The sequence below is a fragment of the Pseudomonas sp. GM17 genome (assembly GCF_000282175.2).
Lineage (GTDB): Bacteria > Pseudomonadota > Gammaproteobacteria > Pseudomonadales > Pseudomonadaceae > Aquipseudomonas > Aquipseudomonas chlororaphis.
Map to the genome: position 1 here is coordinate 2620410 of NZ_CP124732.1, position 20920 is coordinate 2641329.

Annotated in this window: 16 protein-coding genes; 14 read left to right on the forward strand and 2 right to left on the reverse strand. The window is 60.1% G+C overall.

Translation table 11 applies throughout. The features are described from left to right. The first annotated feature begins 165 nt into the window (after positions 1-165). A complete protein-coding gene (locus PMI20_RS11805) occupies positions 166-537 on the forward strand; it encodes a hypothetical protein (protein ID WP_007931474.1) in 372 nt (123 codons plus the stop codon). Between the two features lie 89 nt (positions 538-626). Here PMI20_RS11805 and PMI20_RS11810 read toward each other — a convergent pair whose 3' ends face one another. Further along, positions 627-2180, reverse strand: coding sequence for a glycoside hydrolase family 17 protein (locus PMI20_RS11810; protein ID WP_007931476.1), 1554 nt, complete (start codon positions 2178-2180; stop codon positions 627-629). 341 nt (positions 2181-2521) lie between these two features. On the opposite strand from PMI20_RS11810, the gene PMI20_RS11815 reads away from it, so the two are divergent. The 3 genes from PMI20_RS11815 (at position 2522) to PMI20_RS11825 (ending at position 5797) form a co-directional block, all read left to right on the forward strand. Continuing rightward, entirely contained in the window at positions 2522-3373 is an 852-nt protein-coding gene (locus tag PMI20_RS11815; protein WP_007931479.1) for a glycine betaine ABC transporter substrate-binding protein, read from the forward strand. Between the two features lie 457 nt (positions 3374-3830). Further along, entirely contained in the window at positions 3831-4142 is a 312-nt protein-coding gene (locus PMI20_RS11820) for a DUF485 domain-containing protein (protein WP_007931481.1), read from the forward strand. Beyond that, positions 4139-5797, forward strand: a complete 1659-nt coding sequence (locus tag PMI20_RS11825; protein ID WP_007931491.1) for a cation acetate symporter — start codon at positions 4139-4141, stop codon at positions 5795-5797. The genes PMI20_RS11820 and PMI20_RS11825 overlap by 4 nt, the downstream gene beginning before the upstream one ends. A gap of 301 nt (positions 5798-6098) precedes the next feature. Here the strand turns inward: PMI20_RS11825 and gltA are convergent, their stop codons facing one another. Continuing rightward, positions 6099-7388 carry a citrate synthase gene (gene gltA / locus PMI20_RS11830; protein ID WP_007931493.1) on the reverse strand — a complete coding sequence of 430 codons (1290 nt, stop codon included), beginning with the start codon at positions 7386-7388 and terminating at the stop codon, positions 6099-6101. Positions 7389-7739: 351 nt separating this feature from the next. Here gltA and sdhC point away from each other — a divergent pair, with 351 nt between their 5' ends. From sdhC to brnQ, 10 genes are all read left to right on the forward strand, one after another. Continuing rightward, entirely contained in the window at positions 7740-8126 is a 387-nt protein-coding gene (gene sdhC, locus PMI20_RS11835) for a succinate dehydrogenase, cytochrome b556 subunit (protein WP_169915034.1), read from the forward strand. Next, entirely contained in the window at positions 8120-8488 is a 369-nt protein-coding gene (sdhD, locus tag PMI20_RS11840) for a succinate dehydrogenase, hydrophobic membrane anchor protein (protein WP_007931497.1), read from the forward strand. The genes sdhC and sdhD overlap by 7 nt, the downstream gene beginning before the upstream one ends. A 3-nt stretch (positions 8489-8491) precedes the next feature. Next, positions 8492-10264, forward strand: a complete 1773-nt coding sequence (sdhA, locus tag PMI20_RS11845) for a succinate dehydrogenase flavoprotein subunit (protein ID WP_007931499.1) — start codon at positions 8492-8494, stop codon at positions 10262-10264. A gap of 12 nt (positions 10265-10276) precedes the next feature. Continuing rightward, complete coding sequence (locus PMI20_RS11850) at positions 10277-10981, forward strand: succinate dehydrogenase iron-sulfur subunit (protein ID WP_007931501.1); 705 nt, start codon at positions 10277-10279, stop codon at positions 10979-10981. A 276-nt stretch (positions 10982-11257) separates the two neighbouring features. After that, a complete protein-coding gene (locus PMI20_RS11855; RefSeq protein ID WP_007931503.1) occupies positions 11258-14089 on the forward strand; it encodes a 2-oxoglutarate dehydrogenase E1 component in 2832 nt (943 codons plus the stop codon). 42 nt (positions 14090-14131) lie between these two features. Next, complete coding sequence (gene odhB / locus PMI20_RS11860; RefSeq protein ID WP_007931504.1) at positions 14132-15352, forward strand: 2-oxoglutarate dehydrogenase complex dihydrolipoyllysine-residue succinyltransferase; 1221 nt, start codon at positions 14132-14134, stop codon at positions 15350-15352. A gap of 112 nt (positions 15353-15464) precedes the next feature. Next, positions 15465-16901: a dihydrolipoyl dehydrogenase gene (gene lpdA / locus PMI20_RS11865; RefSeq protein WP_007931507.1), complete on the forward strand. Its 1437-nt coding sequence runs from the start codon at positions 15465-15467 to the stop codon at positions 16899-16901. 224 nt (positions 16902-17125) lie between these two features. Beyond that, positions 17126-18292, forward strand: a complete 1167-nt coding sequence (sucC, locus tag PMI20_RS11870; protein ID WP_007931510.1) for an ADP-forming succinate--CoA ligase subunit beta — start codon at positions 17126-17128, stop codon at positions 18290-18292. After that, positions 18292-19173, forward strand: a complete 882-nt coding sequence (gene sucD / locus PMI20_RS11875) for a succinate--CoA ligase subunit alpha (protein WP_007931513.1) — start codon at positions 18292-18294, stop codon at positions 19171-19173. Before sucC ends, sucD begins: the two co-directional genes overlap by 1 nt. 358 nt (positions 19174-19531) lie before the next feature. Continuing rightward, positions 19532-20845 carry a branched-chain amino acid transport system II carrier protein gene (brnQ, locus tag PMI20_RS11880; protein WP_007931515.1) on the forward strand — a complete coding sequence of 438 codons (1314 nt, stop codon included), beginning with the start codon at positions 19532-19534 and terminating at the stop codon, positions 20843-20845. Positions 20846-20920: the final 75 nt, after the last annotated feature.

The following is a 20920-nucleotide window of genomic DNA, read 5'->3' on the forward strand; positions in this document are numbered from 1 at the left end:
GCACGGCACAAAAAACGATCAAGGCAGGGCAAAGCCGGATCGGCGGTAATAGTTGCCAGACGATACACTTTGCCGCTGTTTGCTCAACAGTTATCTGTGTAACAAGCTTGCTTACCGGCCTCGGGCGATTATGCTGGGCGCCGTTTTCGCTTATCGGAGTGCTTCATGTCCCGCCGTCTTCCCCTGATTCTGCTGCTTGTTGTCCTGCCGTTGTGGCTGGCCGCCAGTTATGGCGTGCGCTACGGCTTCATGGAGGACGCTCGATGGGTCGGCGTCTGTGTCGACGAGGCCGGCCGCTGGGAGTGCCAGGCGCGTTCCAGCCTGGGGTTGCTGATCCACTTCAAGGTCATGGGCTGGGCGGCGCTGGCGGCGTCCCTGATCGCCTTCGTGGTGCCGGGCCGTTCCGGCTGGGGCCTGGCGGTGCTGGCGCTGCTGTTCGGCTTTCCGGCGCTGGCGCTCTACAACACCAGCCTGGCGGTGTTTGCCATCGTGATCGGCGCCTTGCGGCTGGTGCGAGCGCCTCGCGCGGTGGCGTAGGAGCGAAGCTTGCTCGCGATGAACGATGGCGCGGTATTGCTGCTACACCGCGGTGCTGCCATCGCGGGCAAGCCTCGCTCCTGCGGGCATCAGGCTTTGCGAGCCCGCAAGCTGCGCCACAGGGCGGCGACCATCAGCACGCTGACCAGGGCCCAACCCCAGGCCTGCTGGTTTTCCAGGCCTTCGCGATACAGCTGGGGAGCGATGCCGGCACCGACGATAAAGGTCAGCAGGGCGATTTCGCGACGCGGCACCCGCACCGGGCGGCACAGGTAGACCAGGGCCGGCAGGAGCAGGGCGGCGCTGGGGAAGCTGCGATAACGCGGGTCGAACACCAGCTCCAGCATCATCACCGCGGCGGCGAAACCGGCGCCGGCGAGCAGCCAGCCCGCATGCTTTTCCAGGCGATTGAACATACGTTGGCGCCAGCCGGCGCGGGTGCTCAGGCTCAGTGCCGCGTGGGCCAGCACCAGCAGGTTCAGGGCCAGCAGCAGGCCCGCCCAGAACCATTCCCCGGCAAAGCGGCTGGTGACCCGCGCCAGCTCGCCCCAGGCGCCGATGGAACAGGCAGCCAGGGCGCCGAGCAGTGGCAGGGTAAGTGCCGCGCGAGTACCGCGGACCCGGCCACCGAGGATTAGCGTGGCAACGAAGATCACCCCGCCCACGCCCAGCCACAATGGCCAGTAAGGCAGGTTCGACACCGGCCCGGCGAGTACGCCCTTGTCCTGGCGATCGGCATCGAACAGCCCCCAGTAACCGCCGACCGCACCTTCGCTGGCGCGCTTCCACGGCTGGTCGAAGGCTTCGATCAGGTTGTAATGCCAGCCATTCTGTTCGGCCATGACCACAAAACCACGGATGAACTTGGCCTCGTTGACCCGGCTCGGCAGGGCGGTTTCACGCTGGCGGCCTTCGCTGGGCCAGCCGGTCTCGCCGATCATCACGTCCTTGGGCGCGAACTTGTTGCCGAACACCTGGCGCACCTGCGCCACATGGTTCAGTGCGGCATCGATGTTGGACGGATCGTCTTCCCAGTAGGGCAGCAGGTGGATGGTCAGGAAGTCCACCGCCGGCGCGATTTCCGGGTGCTTGAGCCAGAACTCCCAGACGTCCGCGTAAGTGACCGGCTGCTTGACGTGGGCCTTGACCTTGTTGATCAGCCTGGCCAGTTGCGGGCCGGTGACTTCCTTGCGCAACAGGGCTTCGTTGCCGACGATCACCGAGCTCACCACGTCCGGATTGGCATTGGCCGAGGCGATCAGCAGGTCGACCTCTTTTTCGCTGTCCACCGGGTTGCTGTTGACCCAGGCGCCGATCATCAGCTTCAGGCCGTGCTTGCGCGCCAGGTCCGGCAGGGCTTCGAGGCCGGTCATGGAGTAGGTGCGGATGCACTCGAAGCGGGTCGCCAGCAGCGTCAGGTCGGCGTCCATGCGCTCCGGGCGCAGTTTGAACGGCTGGTCGAAGGGCGACTGGTCCTTGTCGAACGGCGTGTAGGACGCGCATTGCAGCTTGTGGCTGGCGCTGGCGACATCCGGCAGCACCACCGGCTGGCCGAGGCCGTACCAGAAACCGCAGAGCGCGAAGACTCCCAGCAGGCAGGCGAATAGATAGGGCAGGAGCGGGAAGCGGGCAATCGAGGGCATGGTCAGGCCGTCAGGAAACAAAGCGGGGCATCTTACCCGGATTTGCCGCTGCCCAGGTGGCCTGCATGATTTTGACATGCAAAGTTCGGGCGGGATTGGGCGACTGTTTTGGGCATGCCCTGATTACTGGCGAACTAGTGTCGTTGCTGAATGTTTTGAGGTCGCAGTCAGAGCAGGTCGCCTTTGGCGTCAGGTTGATGATCGACGCGTCAGAGCTCTCATAGGGCAATCGCGCTGATGTTCGAGCAAGTTGGTGGGGCGTGATGAGGGCGCTGTGCACCATAACAACAGGTTGACGCGGCTCGGCATCCGTCGGGCGCAGCACTTTCGGGGAAGTAACGATGAAGATGCGACGACTCTTAGGCGCAGGTGCCGGTCTGGTACTTGCGATCAGTTCAACCCTGGCCAGCGCCGATAGCAAAACCCTGAGCATCGGCTATGTCGACGGTTGGTCGGACAGTGTGGCGACCACCTATGTAGCGTCTGAGGTGATCAAGCAGAAACTCGGTTATGACGTGAAATTGCAGGCCGTGGCGACCGGGATCATGTGGCAGGGCGTGGCCACCGGCAAGCTGGACGCCATGCTGTCGGCCTGGCTGCCGGTGACCCACGGCGAGTACTGGACCAAGAACAAGGACAAGGTGGTCGACTACGGTCCCAACTTCAAGGACGCGAAAATCGGCCTGATCGTGCCGGAGTACGTCAAGGCCAAGAGCATTGCCGACCTGAAGGGTGACACCACCTTCAAGAACAAGATCGTCGGTATCGATGCCGGCTCGGGCGTGATGCTCAAGACCGACCAGGCCATCAAGGACTACGGTCTGGACTACAAACTGCAAGCCAGCTCGGGCGCGGCAATGATTGCCGAGTTGACCCGCGCCGAAGAGAAGAACGAATCCATCGCGGTCACCGGCTGGGTGCCGCACTGGATGTTCGCCAAGTGGAAGCTGCGCTTCCTGGATGATCCGAAAGGCGTTTACGGCGCTGCTGAAACCGTCAACAGCATCGGTAGCAAAGGCCTGGAGAAGAAGGCGCCGGAGGTTGCGGCTTTCCTGAAGAAGTTCCAGTGGGCCTCCAAGGATGAAATCGGCGAGGTGATGCTGGCTATTCAAGAGGGCGCCAAGCCGGAAGCGGCGGCCAAGGACTGGGTGGCCAAGCACCCTGAGCGCGTTGCCGAGTGGACCGCTAACTGACCGGGAAGCGTCTAGCTCGCAGGTCTCGAGGCTGCCGGGTGTTCGCACCCGGCGGCCTTTTGTTTTGCCCGGTGCAAAAGCCTGTGTCGGGGGTACTGTCGTTCTAATACTAAGGTCGTCTGGAACCGGCTCCAGAGCTGCATAGAGTGGCTGAGGGTCTGTTGACGCTTGGTGACGAACCGCGTTGCTGGGCCAACTTGTGCGAGGCAAGGCGCGGGATGCCGCCAATGGTTGTTCCCTTGGCAAATCCCGCAACGCAGCCTCGCGCAAGTTGGCACGCAACCCGAAGGGACGGGGCCCACTGGGCGCAGGGCGGCGTTACTCGGAACTTATTTGGAACAACCAAACTGCGTTCCTCGTGCCTTGCCCTGCACCCAGTGGGCCGCCGTCGCGGTCGTCACCAAGCGCCAACAGACCCTCGGTTCCAACTAAAATCTGTGCTGCGAGGATAAAAACAATGAACGACAGCATTTACCTCTCGATTCAAAACAGCTCGCGTTTCAAGGAGCTGGTCAGCAAGCGCGAACGATTCGCCTGGATACTGTCGGCGGTCATGCTCGGGCTCTATTCGGGCTTCATCCTGCTGATTGCCTACGGACCCCATGTGCTGGGGGCAAAACTCAGTCCTGAATCATCCATCACCTGGGGTATTCCCATTGGTGTCGGGTTGATTGTCGCGGCCTTTGTCCTGACCGGTATCTACGTGCGACGCGCCAACGGCGAATTCGACGACCTGAACAATGCGATTCTCAAGGAGGCTCAGCAATGATCCGGCGTCTGTTGGCTTTTTTTAGCGTCGCGGCCTTTGCTCCCAGTCTCTGGGCGGCCGATGCCCTGACCGGCGAAGTGCATAAACAACCCCTCAATGTCTCTGCGATCATCATGTTCGTGCTGTTCGTCGGGGCCACCCTGTGCATCACCTACTGGGCCTCCAAGCGCAACAAGTCGGCGGCCGACTACTATGCCGCGGGCGGCAAGATCACCGGTTTCCAGAACGGCCTGGCGATTGCCGGTGACTACATGTCGGCGGCGTCCTTCCTGGGGATTTCCGCTCTGGTGTTCACCTCTGGCTACGATGGCCTGATCTATTCGATCGGCTTCCTGGTGGGCTGGCCGATCATTCTGTTCCTGATCGCCGAGCGCCTGCGCAACCTGGGCAAGTACACCTTTGCCGACGTGGCGTCCTACCGCCTGGGGCAGACCCAGATCCGCTCGCTGTCGGCCTGCGGCTCGCTGGTGGTGGTGGCGTTCTACCTGATCGCGCAAATGGTCGGTGCCGGCAAGCTGATCCAGCTGCTGTTCGGCCTCGATTACCATGTGGCGGTGATCCTGGTGGGTATCCTGATGGTGCTGTACGTGCTGTTCGGCGGCATGCTGGCGACCACCTGGGTACAGATCATCAAGGCGGTCCTGCTGCTGTCCGGTGCCTCGTTCATGGCGCTGATGGTCATGAAGCATGTCAACTTCGACTTCAACATGCTGTTCTCCGAAGCCACCAAGGTTCACCCCAAAGGTGAAGCGATTATGAGCCCGGGCGGTCTGGTGAAGGATCCGATCTCGGCGTTCTCCCTCGGCCTGGCGCTGATGTTCGGTACCGCGGGCCTGCCGCACATCCTGATGCGCTTCTTCACCGTGAGCGACGCCAAGGAAGCGCGCAAGAGCGTGCTGTATGCCACCGGCTTCATCGGCTACTTCTACATCCTGACCTTCATCATCGGTTTTGGCGCGATCCTCCTGGTCAGCACCAACCCGGCGTTCAAGGACGCGGCGGGCGCTCTGCTCGGCGGCAACAACATGGCGGCGGTGCACCTGGCCAATGCCGTGGGCGGCAGCGTGTTCCTCGGCTTCATCTCGGCGGTGGCCTTCGCCACTATCCTGGCGGTGGTGGCTGGCCTGACCCTGGCCGGTGCCTCGGCGGTTTCCCACGACCTGTACGCCAGCGTGATCAAGAAAGGCAAGGCCAACGAGAAGGATGAGATCCGCGTCTCGAAGATCACCACCGTGTGCCTGGGTGTGCTGGCGATTGCCCTGGGCATCCTGTTCGAGAGCCAGAACATCGCGTTCATGGTCGGCCTGGCGTTCTCCATCGCGGCGAGCTGCAACTTCCCGGTGCTGCTGCTTTCCATGTACTGGAAGAAGCTCACCACCCGCGGCGCGATGATTGGCGGCTGGCTGGGCCTGGTCAGCGCCGTTGGCCTGATGGTCCTTGGCCCGACCATCTGGGTGCAGATCATGGGGCATGAAAAAGCCATCTTCCCTTACGAGTACCCGGCGCTGTTCTCGATGATCATTGCCTTTATCGGGATCTGGTTCTTCTCCATCACCGACAAGTCCACTGCGGCTGACAATGAGCGGGCGCTGTTCTTCCCGCAGTTCGTACGCTCGCAGACCGGCCTGGGAGCCAGCGGGGCGGTATCGCACTAAGGCCCCTGTGTATCGGCTTCTATATATAAGCTGAGTTGCAAACCAGTGCCCCTGTCGAGAGACAGGGGCATTTTTATTGGCGTCGCCCTTTGTAGCCGCTGGCGCAGCCTGCGATCGAGTGCGCAGTGCTCGCAAGCTCGTTCAGCGTGAGAGTGATGTGGAGTTGGCATTCCACATCCGCTGTGCGGCCGAATGCAGGCAGCTACAGGGAAATGGCGGGGGAGGGGAGCACAAACAAATACGGCCTCTATAAAGAGGCCGTATCCGCTGCAGTCAAGACGTTAGCGCAAGGCAACAGGTCTTACTTGCGGTCTTCCAGCTTGGTGATGTCGCGCGACTCGTAGCCGGTGTACAGCTGGCGAGGACGGCCGATCTTGTAAGGGCTGGAGAGCATTTCTTTCCAGTGCGAGATCCAGCCGACGGTACGCGCCAGGGCGAAGATCACGGTGAACATGCTGGTCGGAATGCCGATGGCCTTGAGGATGATCCCCGAGTAGAAGTCGACGTTCGGGTACAGCGAGCGCTCGATGAAGTACGGGTCGGTCAGGGCGATCTCTTCCAGGCGCATGGCCAGTTCGAGTTGCGGATCGTTGGTGATGCCCAGTTCCTTCAACACTTCGTCGCAGGTCTGCTTCATGACGGTGGCGCGCGGGTCGCGGTTCTTGTAGACGCGGTGACCGAAGCCCATCAGCTTGAACGGATCGTTCTTGTCCTTGGCCTTGGCGATGAACTTGTCGATGTTCGAGACATCGCCAATTTCGTCGAGCATGGTCAGTACGGCTTCGTTGGCGCCGCCGTGAGCCGGGCCCCAGAGTGCAGCGATACCGGCAGCGATACAGGCGAACGGGTTGGCGCCCGAGGAGCCCGCCAGGCGTACGGTGGAGGTCGATGCGTTCTGCTCGTGGTCGGCATGGAGGATGAAGATCCGGTCCATTGCCTTGGCCAGCACCGGGCTGATCGGTTTGATCTCGCACGGGGTGTTGAACATCATGTGCAGGAAGTTTTCCGCGTACGACAGGTCGTTGCGCGGGTACATCATGGGTTGGCCCATGGAGTACTTGTAAACCATCGCGGCCAGGGTCGGCATCTTGGCAACCAGGCGGATCGCGGAAATTTCGCGATGCTGCGGGTTATTGATGTCCAGGGAGTCGTGGTAGAAGGCCGAGAGGGCGCCGACTACGCCGCACATGACCGCCATCGGGTGGGCGTCGCGACGGAAGCCGTTGAAGAAGGTCTTCAACTGCTCGTGAACCATGGTGTGGTTCTTCACGTTGCCGACGAACTGGGCCTTCTGTTCTGCGGTCGGCAATTCGCCGTTGAGCAGCAGGTAGCAGGTTTCCAGGTAGTCCGACTTTTCAGCCAGCTGTTCGATCGGGTAGCCGCGGTGCAACAGAATGCCGTTGTCGCCGTCGATATAGGTGATTTTCGACTCGCAGGAGGCGGTCGACATGAAACCCGGGTCAAAGGTGAAGCGGCCCGTGGCCGTCAAGCCCCGAACATCGATTACATCGGGACCAACGGTGCCGGTTAAAATGGGCAGCTCGACGGGGGCTGCGCCCTCGATGATCAACTGCGCTTTTTTGTCAGCCATGTGGCCTCCTATTTATGCTTGAAATCATCAGACAGACCCCCCACGCAGGGCCCGCACCACTATAGTGAGATAAATCCGAATGTCAATTTGCCTAAAGTCTTGCCCCAGAAGGCTTTAACCGGACTTTTTCCTCGAAATTCCCCGCCATTTACGCCTTTTATCCGCCTAACGCAATGAGCTATTAGGGGAAGGTGATTGCGTTGTCATTAGTAGCCTAACTGTCTATACTCGGCCACCGACCGCCATGGGCTTTCGGGCCCGGTTTGATGGGGGTCGTCACTCCCTGGGTGGTGGGTACCTGACCAGTGCACTCCCCAACAACTTTGCCCTGATTGTTAGGGGCTCTTCAGTGTGAAAAAAGCCGTGAATAGCCAACGACCTGTAAACCTAGACCTAAGGACCATCAAACTCCCAGTCACTGCTTACACGTCCATCCTTCACCGTATTTCCGGTGTCATCCTCTTTGTGAGCCTTGCCATCATGCTTTATGCATTGGACAAGTCGCTCAGCTCCGAGGAAGGCTTCGGCGAGGTGAAAGCGTGTCTGACCAGTCCGCTAGCCAAGCTAGTGATTTGGGGCATCCTGTCCGCCTTGCTGTATCACTTGGTTGCCGGTGTGCGCCATTTGATCATGGACATGGGCATCGGTGAGACGCTGGAAGGCGGCAAGCTGGGCTCTAAAATCGTTATCGCCGTATCCGTGGTGGTAATCGTTCTGGCAGGAGTTTGGATATGGTAACTAACGTCACGAACCTGTCGCGTTCGGGCCTCTATGACTGGATGGCACAACGTGTGTCTGCGGTCGTTCTCGCGGCTTATTTCATCTTTCTGATCGGATACCTCGTTGCGAACCCGGGCCTTGGCTACGAGCAATGGCACGCACTGTTCTCCAACAACTGGATGCGTATCTTCAGCCTGCTGGCCATGGTTGCTCTGGGCGCTCACGCCTGGGTCGGCATGTGGACCATTTCGACCGACTACCTGACGCCGATGGCGCTGGGCAAATCGGCGACTGCAGTACGTTTCCTTTTCCAGGCAGTATGCGGCGTTGCAATGTTCGCCTACTTCGTCTGGGGTGTGCAGATTCTCTGGGGTATCTGATTCATGGCTAACATTCCAACGATTTCTTTCGACGCCATCATCATTGGTGGCGGCGGCGCCGGCATGCGTGCCGCATTGCAGTTGGCCCAGGGCGGCCACAAGACTGCAGTGATCACCAAGGTGTTCCCGACCCGCTCGCACACTGTGTCGGCCCAGGGCGGCATCACCTGCGCCATCGCGTCGGCCGACCCGAACGATGACTGGCGCTGGCACATGTACGATACCGTCAAGGGTTCCGACTACATCGGTGACCAGGACGCTATCGAATACATGTGTCAGGAAGGCCCGGCCGCGGTTTTCGAGCTGGACCACATGGGTCTGCCGTTCTCCCGCACCGAAACCGGTCGTATCTACCAGCGTCCTTTCGGCGGCCAGTCCAAGGACTACGGTAAAGGCGGCCAGGCTGCCCGTACCTGCGCGGCTTCCGACCGTACCGGTCACGCGCTGCTGCACACCCTTTATCAGGGCAACCTGAAAGCCGGCACCACCTTCCTGAACGAGTACTACGCTGTTGACCTGGTGAAGAACCAGGACGGCGCGTTCGTCGGTGTGATCGCGATCTGCATCGAAACCGGCGAAACCACCTACATCCGCGCGAAAGCCACCGTATTGGCGACCGGCGGTGCAGGGCGTATCTACGCATCCACCACCAATGCCCTGATCAACACCGGTGACGGTGTCGGCATGGCGCTGCGTGCCGGCGTGCCGGTACAAGACATCGAAATGTGGCAGTTCCACCCGACCGGCATCGCTGGCGCCGGTGTACTGGTTACCGAAGGTTGCCGTGGTGAAGGCGGTTACCTGATCAACAAGCATGGCGAGCGTTTCATGGAGCGTTATGCTCCGAACGCCAAGGACCTTGCCGGTCGTGACGTTGTTGCCCGTTCGATGGTGAAAGAAATCATCGCCGGCAACGGTTGCGGTCCGAATGGCGACCACGTGATGCTCAAGCTCGACCACCTGGGCGAGGAAGTGCTGCACAGCCGTCTGCCAGGTATCTGCGAACTGTCCAAGACTTTCGCACACGTTGACCCGGTGGTTGCTCCGGTTCCGGTTGTTCCGACTTGCCACTATATGATGGGCGGCGTTGCCACCAACATTCATGGTCAGGCGATCACCCAGAACGCCGAAGGCAACGACGAAATCATCCCTGGCCTGTTCGCAGTGGGTGAAGTGGCTTGCGTATCGGTTCACGGTGCCAACCGTCTGGGCGGCAACTCGCTGCTCGACCTGGTGGTATTCGGCCGCGCTGCCGGCCTGCACCTGGAAAAAGCGCTGACCGATGGTATCGAATACGACGACGCCACCGACGCCGACATCAATGCGGCCCTGGCACGTCTGTCCGCCCTCAACGAGCGTACCGACGGCGAAGACGTGGCGACCCTGCGTCGCGAGCTGCAAAGCTGCATGCAGAACTACTTCGGCGTATTCCGCACCGGCGAATACATGCAGAAGGGCATCGCCCAGCTGGCCGAGCTGCGTACCCGCATCGCCAACGTCAAGATCAACGACAAGTCGCAGGCGTTCAACACTGCGCGTATCGAAGCACTGGAACTGCAGAACCTGCTGGAAGTGGCCGAAGCCACTGCCATCGCTGCCGAAGTGCGTAAAGAGTCCCGCGGCGCCCACGCCCGTGAAGACTTCGAAGACCGCGACGACGAAAACTGGCTGTGCCACACCCTGTACTTCCCGGGTGAGAAGCGCGTTGCCAAGCGTGCCGTTAACTTCTCGCCGAAGACTGTTCCGACTTTTGAACCAAAAGTCCGGACTTACTAAAGGGTGATCGATATGTTGCAAGTCGAAGTTTATCGTTACAACCCTGACACCGACTCCGCGCCGAAAACCCAGGTTTTCCAGGTCGACACCGGTGGCAAGGATCTGATGGTGCTGGACGTGCTGGCGCTGATCAAAGAGCAGGACGAAGGTTTCTCCTATCGTCGCTCCTGCCGTGAAGGCGTTTGCGGTTCCGACGGCATGAACATCAACGGCAAGAACGGCCTGGCCTGCATCACGCCGCTGTCTGCCGTGGTGAAGAACAACAAGCTGGTTGTTCGTCCGCTGCCAGGTTTGCCGGTTATTCGTGACCTGGTCGTCGATATGAGCATCTTCTACAAGCAATACGAGAAGGTGAAGCCATTCCTGCAGAACGACACGCCGGCTCCGGCCATCGAACGTCTGCAGTCCCCTGAAGAGCGCGAAAAGCTCGATGGTCTGTACGAGTGCATCCTGTGCGCTTGCTGCTCGACTTCCTGCCCGTCCTTCTGGTGGAACCCGGACAAGTTCCTGGGTCCAGCTGCCCTGCTGCAAGCTTATCGCTTCCTGGCAGACAGCCGCGACACCAAGACGTCCGAGCGTCTGGCTTCGCTGGATGATCCGTTCAGCGTATTCCGCTGCCGCGGCATCATGAACTGCGTCAACGTTTGTCCGAAAGGCCTGAACCCGACTAAGGCCATCGGTCACATACGTAACATGCTGCTCTCGAGCGGCGTGTGATTCAGCTGCTGTAACCCAGTTGTTGTAAAGGCAGGACCGCTGTACCCGTAGAGGCTACGGCGCAGGCTTCAACCGGCGCCGTAGTTTTAAGCTGAGCAGCAGCTCACAAAGTTGCCGCTCGTATTTTGAAGAAATGAGACAAGCAGGGGCATCCGGGCTGGTACCCGGACTATCAGCGTGATCCTAAGTGGCTTGTTTTGGTCGCTGCACTCGGACTTTTGCAAGTTTGCTCGGTGTCTTCGCCGGTGGTGTTCCCCTAACCGAGGGTGACCAAGCATGCAAGAAAGCGTGATGCAGCGCATGTGGAACAGCGCCTACCTATCCGGTAGTAACGCTGCCTATGTGGAAGAGCTCTACGAGCTCTACCTGCACGACCCTAACGCTGTGCCAGAAGAGTGGCGCACTTACTTCCAGAAGTTGCCTACCGACGGCAGCACTGCCATCGATGTTTCGCACTCGACAATCCGCGATCACTTCGTGTTGCTGGCAAAGAACCAGCGCCGCGCCCAGCCGGTATCCGCCGGTAGCGTGAGCAGCGAGCACGAGAAGAAGCAAGTTGAAGTGCTGCGATTGATCCAGGCCTACCGTATGCGCGGCCACCAGGCAGCCCAGCTGGACCCGCTGGGGCTGTGGCAGCGTCCTGCACCTGCAGACCTGTCAATCAATCATTACGGCTTGACCAATGCCGATCTTGATACGACCTTCCGTGCCGGCGACCTGTTCATCGGCAAAGAGGAAGCGAGCCTACGCGAAATTCACGAAGCGTTGCAGCAGACATATTGCCGCACCATCGGCGCTGAATTTACGCACATCACCGATTCCGAGCAGCGCCAGTGGTTCCAGCAGCGTCTGGAAAGCGTACGCGGCCGTCCGACCTATTCCACGGATATCAAGGGTCATCTGCTCGAGCGCGTCACCGCAGCTGAAGGCCTCGAAAAATACCTGGGCACCAAGTACCCGGGCACCAAGCGTTTCGGCCTGGAAGGCGGCGAAAGCCTGATCCCGATGCTCGACGAGCTGATCCAGCGTTCCGGTTCCTACGGGACCAAGGAAGTCGTGATCGGCATGGCCCACCGTGGTCGCCTCAACGTCCTGGTCAACACCTTCGGCAAGAACCCGCGCGAGCTGTTCGACGAGTTCGAAGGCAAGAAGAAGGTCGAACTGGGCTCCGGTGACGTGAAATACCACCAGGGCTTCTCGTCCAACGTGATGACCACCGGCGGTGAAGTTCACCTGGCCATGGCCTTCAACCCGTCCCACCTGGAGATCGTTTCGCCAGTGGTCGAGGGTTCGGTGCGCGCCCGTCAGGATCGCCGCAACGACCAGACCGGTGACAAGGTTCTGCCAATCTCGATCCACGGTGACGCTGCTTTCGCAGGCCAGGGCGTGGTGATGGAAACCTTCCAGATGTCGCAGACCCGCGGTTTCAAGACCGGCGGCACCGTGCACATCGTGATCAACAACCAGGTCGGTTTCACCATCAGCAACCCGCTGGACTCGCGCTCCACCGAGTACGCCACCGACGTCGCGAAAATGATCCAGGCGCCGATCCTCCATGTGAATGGTGACGATCCGGAAGCCGTACTGTTCGTGACCCAGTTGGCCATCGACTACCGCATGCAGTACAAGCGCGATGTGGTGATCGACCTGGTCTGCTACCGTCGTCGCGGCCACAACGAAGCGGACGAGCCAAGCGGCACCCAGCCTCTGATGTACCAGCAGATCGCCAAGCAGCGCACCACCCGTGAGCTGTATGCCGATCGTCTGGTCCAGGCAAGCGTGCTCGACGCCGAGCGTGTTCAGGCGAAAGTCGACGAATACCGCAACGCGCTGGACAACGGCCTGCACGTCGTGAAGAGCCTGGTCAAAGAGCCGAACAAAGAGCTGTTCGTGGACTGGCGTCCATATCTGGGCCACGCCTGGACTGCACGTCACGACACCACCTTCGATCTGAAGACCCTGCAGGAACTGTCCGCCAAGCTGCTGGAACTGCCGGAAGGCTTCGTGGTCCAGCGCCAGGTCGCGAAGATCTACGAAGACCGTCAGAAGATGCAAGCCGGCGGCCTGCCGATCAACTGGGGTTATGCTGAAACCATGGCATACGCGACCCTGGCGTTCGAAGGTCACCCGATTCGCATGACCGGCCAGGACATCGGCCGCGGTACGTTCTCGCACCGTCATGCGGTCCTGCACAACCAGAAAGACGCCAGCACCTACATTCCGCTGCAGCACCTGTACGACGGCCAGCCACGTTTCGATCTGTACGATTCGTTCCTGTCCGAAGAAGCCGTACTGGCGTTCGAATACGGTTACTCGACCACCACGCCAAACGCGCTGGTGATCTGGGAAGCCCAGTTCGGCGACTTCGCCAACGGTGCCCAGGTGGTGATCGACCAGTTCATCACCAGTGGCGAGCACAAGTGGGGCCGTCTCTGCGGCCTGACCATGCTGCTGCCGCACGGTTATGAAGGTCAGGGTCCGGAGCACTCTTCGGCTCGCCTGGAGCGTTACCTGCAGCTGTGCGCCGAGCACAACATCCAGGTCTGCATGCCGACCACCCCGGCCCAGATCTACCACCTGCTGCGTCGTCAGGTGATTCGCCCGCTGCGCAAGCCGCTGGTGGTTCTGACTCCGAAGTCGCTGCTGCGTCACAAACTGGCCATCTCGACCCTGGAAGATCTGGCGGAAGGTTCGTTCCAGACCGTTATTCCGGAAATCGATGCCCAGGATCCAAAAGACGTGAATCGTCTGATTCTGTGCAGCGGCAAGGTCTACTACGACCTGCTGGAAAAACGCCGTGCCGAAGGCCGCGACGACATCGCCGTCGTGCGTATCGAGCAGCTGTACCCATTCCCTGAGGACGACTTGAACGAAGTCCTGGCTCCGTACACCAACCTCAAGCATGTCGTTTGGTGTCAGGAAGAGCCGATGAACCAGGGTGCCTGGTACTGCAGCCAGCACCACATGCGCCGCATCGTTGGCAATCACGACAAGTCGCTCGTACTCGAGTACGCGGGCCGTGAAGCCTCTGCTGCACCTGCATGCGGTTACGCGTCGATGCACGCCGAGCAGCAGGAAAAACTGCTGCAAGATGCTTTCACTGTTTAACGCCTTCGCGCACCTGAAACCGAATTTAAGGAACCACAGATAATGGCTATCGAGATCAAAGCCCCCACTTTCCCGGAATCGGTTGCCGATGGCACCGTTGCCACCTGGCACAAAAAACCGGGCGACGCCGTCAAGCGCGACGAGCTGATCGTCGACATCGAAACCGACAAGGTCGTGCTGGAAGTTCTGGCCACCGCTGACGGCGTGCTGGGCGCTATCGTCAAGAACGAAGGCGACACTGTTCTGTCCGACGAGGTCCTGGGCTCCATCGCCGAAGGCGCTGCCGCCGCTGCTGCTCCAGCCGCTGCCGCACCGGCTGCCGCCCAGGCCGCAGCGCCTGCCGCCGAAGGCGAAGACGATCCAATCGCTGCTCCTGCCGCGCGCAAGCTGGCTGAAGAGAACGGCATCAACATCGCTTCCGTTGCCGGTACCGGCAAAGGCGGTCGCGTGACCAAGGAAGACGTGGTTGCCGCCGTTGCCGCCAAGAAAACCGCTCCAGCCGCCGCGCCTGCCAAGGCCGCTGCTCCTGCCGCCGCTGCTCCGGTATTCGCTGCTGGCGACCGCGTCGAGAAGCGAGTTCCGATGACCCGCCTGCGTGCCAAGGTTGCCGAGCGTCTGGTCGAAGCCCAGTCGAACATGGCGATGCTGACCACTTTCAACGAAGTCGACATGACCGAAGTCATGGCTCTGCGTTCGAAGTACAAGGATCTGTTCGAGAAGTCCCACAACGGCGTACGCCTGGGCTTCATGTCGTTCTTCGTCAAGGCTGCTACCGAGGCGCTGAAGCGTTTCCCTGCGGTCAACGCCTCGATCGACGGCTCCGACATCGTTTACCACGGTTACGCCGACATCGGTGTTGCTGTGTCCAGCGACCGCGGGCTGGTGGTTCCGGTTCTGCGTAACGCCGAACTGATGAGCCTGGCTGAAATCGAAGGCGGCATCGCCACCTTCGGCAAGAAAGCCCGTGACGGCAAACTGTCGATGGAAGAGATGACCGGCGGTACTTTCACCATCACCAACGGTGGTACTTTCGGTTCGATGATGTCGACTCCGATCGTCAACCCGCCACAAGCGGCGATCCTGGGCATGCACAACATTCTGCAGCGTCCTATGGCGATCAACGGTCAGGTGGTTATCCGTCCGATGATGTACCTGGCTCTGTCCTACGATCACCGTTTGATCGACGGCAAAGAAGCAGTGACCTTCCTGGTTACCATCAAGAACCTGCTGGAAGACCCGGCTCGTCTGCTGCTGGATATCTGATTTCGTAGCATGGGCCGATCAGCAATGATCGGCCTTTCGCCGAAACGAACAGCTTCGTCCCACGACGGCCTCCACAAGAGGCCGTCCGGTTTGATTCGAGAAGGAATGACACATGACTCAGAAATTCGACGTGGTAGTGATTGGCGCAGGCCCTGGCGGCTATGTAGCTGCCATTAAAGCTGCGCAACTCGGCCTCACGACTGCCTGCATCGAGAAATATACCGACAAGGAGGGCAAGCTGGCCCTCGGCGGTACTTGCCTGAACGTCGGCTGCATCCCTTCCAAGGCGCTGCTGGACAGCTCCTGGAAATTCCACGAAGCCCAAGACGGTTTCGCGATCCACGGTATCAGCCACGCTGGCGTGTCCATGGACGTGCCTGCGATGGTCGGCCGTAAGGCCAATATCGTGAAAAACCTGACCAGCGGTGTTGCCACCCTGTTCAAGGCCAACGGCGTGACCTCCATCCAGGGCCACGGCAAACTGCTGGCCGGCAAGAAAGTCGAAGTCACCAAGCCTGACGGCTCGGTGGAAGTGATCGAAGCCGAGAACGTCATCCTGGCGCCGGGCTCCCGTCCAATCGACATTCCACCGGCTCCGGTCGATCAGAAAGTGATCGTCGACTCCACCGGCGCCCTGGAATTCCAATCCGTACCAAAACGCCTGGGCGTGATCGGCGCTGGCGTGATCGGTCTGGAGCTGGGTTCGGTATGGTCCCGTCTGGGCGCTGAAGTGACCGTCCTGGAAGCCCTGGACACCTTCCTGATGGCTGCCGACACCGCCGTCTCCAAGGAAGCGCTGAAAACTCTGACCAAACAGGGTCTGGACATCAAGCTGGGCGCTCGCGTCACCGGCTCCAAGGTCAACGGCGAAGAAGTGGTCGTGACCTACACCGATGCCAACGGCGAACAGAACATCACTTTCGACAAGCTGATCGTAGCCGTTGGTCGCCGTCCAGTGACCACTGATCTGCTGGCTGCCGATTGCGGCGTGACCCTCGACGAGCGCGGTTTCGTGCACGTTGACGATCACTGCGCTACCACCGTACCGGGCGTTTACGCGATCGGCGACGTGGTTCGCGGCATGATGCTGGCTCACAAGGCCTCGGAAGAGGGCATCATGGTCGTCGAGCGCATCAAGGGCCACAAGGCTCAGATGAACTATGACCTGATCCCTTCGGTTATTTATACTCACCCGGAAATCGCGTGGGTCGGCAAGACCGAGCAGGCCTTGAAAGCTGAAGGCGTTGAAGTTAACGTCGGCACCTTCCCGTTCGCAGCCAGCGGCCGTGCCATGGCAGCCAACGACACCGGCGGTTTCGTAAAAGTCATCGCTGATGCCAAGACTGACCGTGTACTGGGCGTTCACGTGATCGGCCCAAGCGCGGCAGAACTGGTTCAGCAAGGTGCGATCGGCATGGAATTCGGCACCAGCGCCGAAGACCTGGGCATGATGGTTTTCTCCCATCCGACCCTGTCCGAAGCCCTGCACGAAGCAGCACTGGCAGTGAATGGCGGCGCCATCCACATCGCCAACCGCAAAAAGCGTTAAGACAATAAGAAACCACGGCGGATTGCCCGTCGTGAGCCTTGCGAGCAAGACTCACCGCGGAACGTCCGCTGGACTCGACCTCACGGGAATCTTCATGCGCTGTGCCGCAGCCCAGGCTGCGGATGCGGGGCAGGGGAGTCCGGTGAGGAGCGGTCACAGGTGGCGCGGCACTCATCAAGAGCGCAGCGCCGAATGCGCAGTACCTAACGAAGACGGTAAAAAGCATGAATCTTCACGAGTATCAGGGTAAGCAGCTGTTCGCTGAATACGGCCTGCCAGTATCCAAAGGCTACGCGGTAGACACCCCGGAAGAAGCAGCAGAAGCTTGCGACAAGATCGGCGGCTCCGAGTGGGTTGTCAAAGCCCAGGTTCACGCCGGTGGTCGCGGTAAAGCGGGCGGCGTAAAGCTGGTTCGCAGCAAAGAAGACGCTAAAGCATTCGCTCAACAGTGGTTGGGCAAGCGTCTGGTGACTTACCAGACTGACGCCAATGGTCAGCCAGTCACCAAGATCCTGGTTGAATCGTGCACTGATATCGCTAAAGAGCTGTACCTGGGCGCTGTCGTCGACCGTTCGAGCCGTCGCATCGTGTTCATGGCTTCCACCGAAGGTGGCGTGGACATCGAGAAAATCGCTCACGACACCCCTGAGAAAATCCTCAAGGCTACTATCGATCCACTGGTTGGCGCTCAGCCATTCCAGGGTCGCGAGCTGGCTTTCCAGCTGGGCCTGGAAGGCAAGCAAGTCACTCAGTTCGCCAAGATCTTCGTCGGCCTGGCCAAACTGTTCCAGGACCACGATCTGGCACTGCTGGAAGTGAACCCGCTGGTGATCAAGGCTGATGGCGATCTGCACTGCCTGGACGCGAAGATCAACATCGACGCCAACGCCATGTACCGTCAGCCTAAGCTGAAGACTTTCCACGATCCGTCCCAGGACGATCCGCGCGAAGCGCACGCTGCCAAGTTCGAACTGAACTACGTAGCGCTGGAAGGCAACATCGGCTGCATGGTCAACGGTGCCGGCCTGGCCATGGGTACCATGGACATCGTCAACCTGCACGGCGGCAAGCCAGCCAACTTCCTCGACGTAGGTGGTGGTGCTACCAAAGAGCGCGTGACCGAAGCCTTCAAGATCATCCTGTCCGACACCAACGTCGCTGCAGTACTGGTCAACATCTTCGGCGGCATCGTTCGTTGCGACATGATTGCCGAAGGCATCATCGGTGCAGTGAAAGAAGTCGGCGTGAAAATCCCGGTTGTTGTTCGCCTTGAAGGCAACAACGCTGAACTGGGCGCTAAAGTACTGGCAGAAAGCGGCTTGAACATCATCGCTGCTACCAGCCTGACCGACGCTGCTCAACAAGTTGTCAAAGCTGCGGAGGGCAAATAATGAGCGTCCTGATCAATAAAGACACCAAAGTTATCTGCCAGGGTATTACCGGTTCGCAAGGTAGTTTCCACACCCAGCAAGCCATCGAATACGGCACCAAGATGGTTGGCGGCGTAACTCCGGGCAAAGGCGGCACTGAGCACCTGGGCCTGCCTGTCTTCAACACCGTGAAAGACGCTGTAGCTGCCACTGGCGCCACCGCCAGCGTGATCTACGTTCCAGCTCCTTTCTGCAAGGACTCCATCCTGGAAGCGGCTTTCGGCGGCATCAAGCTGATCGTCTGCATCACCGAAGGCATTCCTACCCTGGACATGCTGGACGCTAAAGTTAAGTGCGACGAGCTGGGTGTTACCCTGATCGGCCCTAACTGCCCAGGCGTGATCACTCCAGGCGAATGCAAGATCGGCATCATGCCAGGTCACATTCACTTGCCAGGCAAGGTCGGTATCGTTTCCCGTTCCGGCACCCTGACTTACGAAGCCGTGAAGCAGACCACTGACGCCGGTTTCGGTCAGTCCACCTGTGTCGGCATCGGTGGTGACCCGATCCCTGGCTCCAACTTCATCGACATCCTGAAGCTGTTCCAGGAAGACCCGAAGACCGAAGCGATCGTGATGATCGGTGAGATCGGCGGTTCGGCTGAAGAAGAAGCGGCTGCCTACATCAAGGCTAACGTGACCAAGCCGGTTGTTTCCTACATCGCTGGTGTGACTGCTCCTCCGGGCAAGCGCATGGGCCATGCTGGCGCAATCATCTCTGGCGGCAAAGGCACTGCAGACGAGAAATTCGCTGCTCTGCAAGACGCAGGCGTGAAAACCGTGCGTTCGCTGGCAGACATCGGCAAGGCCCTGGCCGAGCTGACTGGCTGGGCTGTCAAGTAAGCCCCGCGCTTAGCTGACGCTCCACCAACAAAGGCCACCTTCGGGTGGCCTTTGTTCGTTAAGAGCAGTTGCAAGCCTCAAGCGACAAGCTGCAAGAGAAGCTTGTCGCTTGAAACTTGTACCTTGCAGCTGCTTTTGATACGTAAACGCGACACGCAAATGTCGCTGATCGGACAGTTCGCCCTCTAACAGTGCGTTTTTCTTACAAATTCGGTAGTCTAGCCGCCTCTTTTGCGTCTGCGTCCCACAAGGAAGCCGCGCGCTAAACGGGTCAGTCCTATACGGACCGACAGCATTTCCCTCACCCATAAGGGAAATCCCTCTCTAAATTCCGATTCAGTAGTGTGGTATTTCCTTAATGAAAGTGTTGAAAGGCCAGGACATTCTGGCACTGGGTTTTATGACCTTTGCCCTGTTCGTCGGGGCCGGCAATATCATCTTCCCGCCTATCGTCGGCTTGCAGTCCGGACCTAACGTCTGGATCGCGGCGCTGGGCTTTCTGATCACCGCTGTGGGGCTTCCGGTGGTGACTGTCATTGCGCTGGCCAAAGTCGGCGGGGCGATGGACGCGCTGAGCAGCCCGATCGGCAAGATCGCCGGTGGCCTGCTGGCGGCAGTCTGCTACCTGGCGGTCGGCCCGTTGTTCGCGACGCCGCGTACCGCGACCGTGTCCTTCGAAGTAGGCCTGGCGCCCCTGACCGGCGAAAGCCCGCTGGCGCTGTTCCTCTATAGCTCGGTGTATTTCCTGCTGGTGTTTTTCATCTCTCTCTACCCGGGACGCCTGCTGGATACCGTTGGGCGTTTCCTCGCGCCGCTGAAGATCATCGCCCTGGCCGTACTGGGCATCGCCGCGTTCGCCTTGCCGGCCGGTGATATCGGTGTTGCGACGCCCGAATACGTCGCGGCGCCGTTCTCCCAAGGCTTCATCAATGGTTACCTGACCATGGATACCCTGGGCGCGCTGGTGTTCGGCATCGTCATCGTCAACGCCATCCGTTCCCGCGGTGTCGAGTCGCCACGCCTGATCACCCGTTACGCGATCATCGCCGGGCTGATTGCCGGTATCGGCCTGGCGCTGGTGTATGTCAGCCTGTTCCGCCTGGGTTCGGGCAGCCATGAAGTCGCGGCCGGTGCCACCAATGGCGCGGCGGTGCTGCACGCTTATGTGCAACACACCTTCGGCTCCCTGGGCAGCGGCTTCCTCGCCGTGCTGATTTCCCTGGCCTGCCTGGTGACCGCGGTCGGTTTGACCTGCGCTTGCGCGGAGTACTTCAGCCGCGTACTGCCGCTGTCGTACAAGACCCTGGTGATCATCCTGGCGGCATTCTCGCTGCTGGTGTCCAACCTGGGCCTGACCAAGCTGATCGCCTTCTCCATCCCGGTGCTGACCGCGATCTACCCACCGTGCATCGCCCTGGTGGCCCTGAGCTTCTGCAAGGACTTCTGGCATGAGCAAGGCCGCATCGTCGGTCCGGTAATGCTGGTGTCCTTCCTGTTCGGCCTGATCGACGCCCTCAAGGGCGCCGGCCTGGCGGACTGGATGCCAACCCAGTTGATGCACCTGCCGCTGAGCGAGCAGGGCCTGGCGTGGCTGGTGCCTTCGGTCATGACCCTGGTGGTCGCGGTAGCCTGCGACCGCCTGCTGGGCAAGCGCAGCGAAGCGCTGGCCTAAACCGCTATCTGCCGGGGCCCGCCACAAACGGGCACCGAGTAGCCATGAAAATGCCCCGTATCCCGCGATACGGGG

What these genes read in the sequence shown, in the direction of transcription:
- PMI20_RS11805 (WP_007931474.1), top strand. Translation starts at nt 166, where the DNA reads ATGTCCCGCCGTCTTCCCCTGATTCTGCTGCTTGTTGTCCTGCCGTTG.
- PMI20_RS11810 (WP_007931476.1), bottom strand. Translation starts at nt 2,180, where the DNA reads ATGCCCTCGATTGCCCGCTTCCCGCTCCTGCCCTATCTATTCGCCTGC.
- PMI20_RS11815 (WP_007931479.1), top strand. Translation starts at nt 2,522, where the DNA reads ATGAAGATGCGACGACTCTTAGGCGCAGGTGCCGGTCTGGTACTTGCG.
- PMI20_RS11820 (WP_007931481.1), top strand. Translation starts at nt 3,831, where the DNA reads ATGAACGACAGCATTTACCTCTCGATTCAAAACAGCTCGCGTTTCAAG.
- PMI20_RS11825 (WP_007931491.1), top strand. Translation starts at nt 4,139, where the DNA reads ATGATCCGGCGTCTGTTGGCTTTTTTTAGCGTCGCGGCCTTTGCTCCC.
- gltA (WP_007931493.1), bottom strand. Translation starts at nt 7,388, where the DNA reads ATGGCTGACAAAAAAGCGCAGTTGATCATCGAGGGCGCAGCCCCCGTC.
- sdhD (WP_007931497.1), top strand. Translation starts at nt 8,120, where the DNA reads ATGGTAACTAACGTCACGAACCTGTCGCGTTCGGGCCTCTATGACTGG.
- sdhA (WP_007931499.1), top strand. Translation starts at nt 8,492, where the DNA reads ATGGCTAACATTCCAACGATTTCTTTCGACGCCATCATCATTGGTGGC.
- PMI20_RS11850 (WP_007931501.1), top strand. Translation starts at nt 10,277, where the DNA reads ATGTTGCAAGTCGAAGTTTATCGTTACAACCCTGACACCGACTCCGCG.
- PMI20_RS11855 (WP_007931503.1), top strand. Translation starts at nt 11,258, where the DNA reads ATGCAAGAAAGCGTGATGCAGCGCATGTGGAACAGCGCCTACCTATCC.
- odhB (WP_007931504.1), top strand. Translation starts at nt 14,132, where the DNA reads ATGGCTATCGAGATCAAAGCCCCCACTTTCCCGGAATCGGTTGCCGAT.
- lpdA (WP_007931507.1), top strand. Translation starts at nt 15,465, where the DNA reads ATGACTCAGAAATTCGACGTGGTAGTGATTGGCGCAGGCCCTGGCGGC.
- sucC (WP_007931510.1), top strand. Translation starts at nt 17,126, where the DNA reads ATGAATCTTCACGAGTATCAGGGTAAGCAGCTGTTCGCTGAATACGGC.
- sucD (WP_007931513.1), top strand. Translation starts at nt 18,292, where the DNA reads ATGAGCGTCCTGATCAATAAAGACACCAAAGTTATCTGCCAGGGTATT.
- brnQ (WP_007931515.1), top strand. Translation starts at nt 19,532, where the DNA reads ATGAAAGTGTTGAAAGGCCAGGACATTCTGGCACTGGGTTTTATGACC.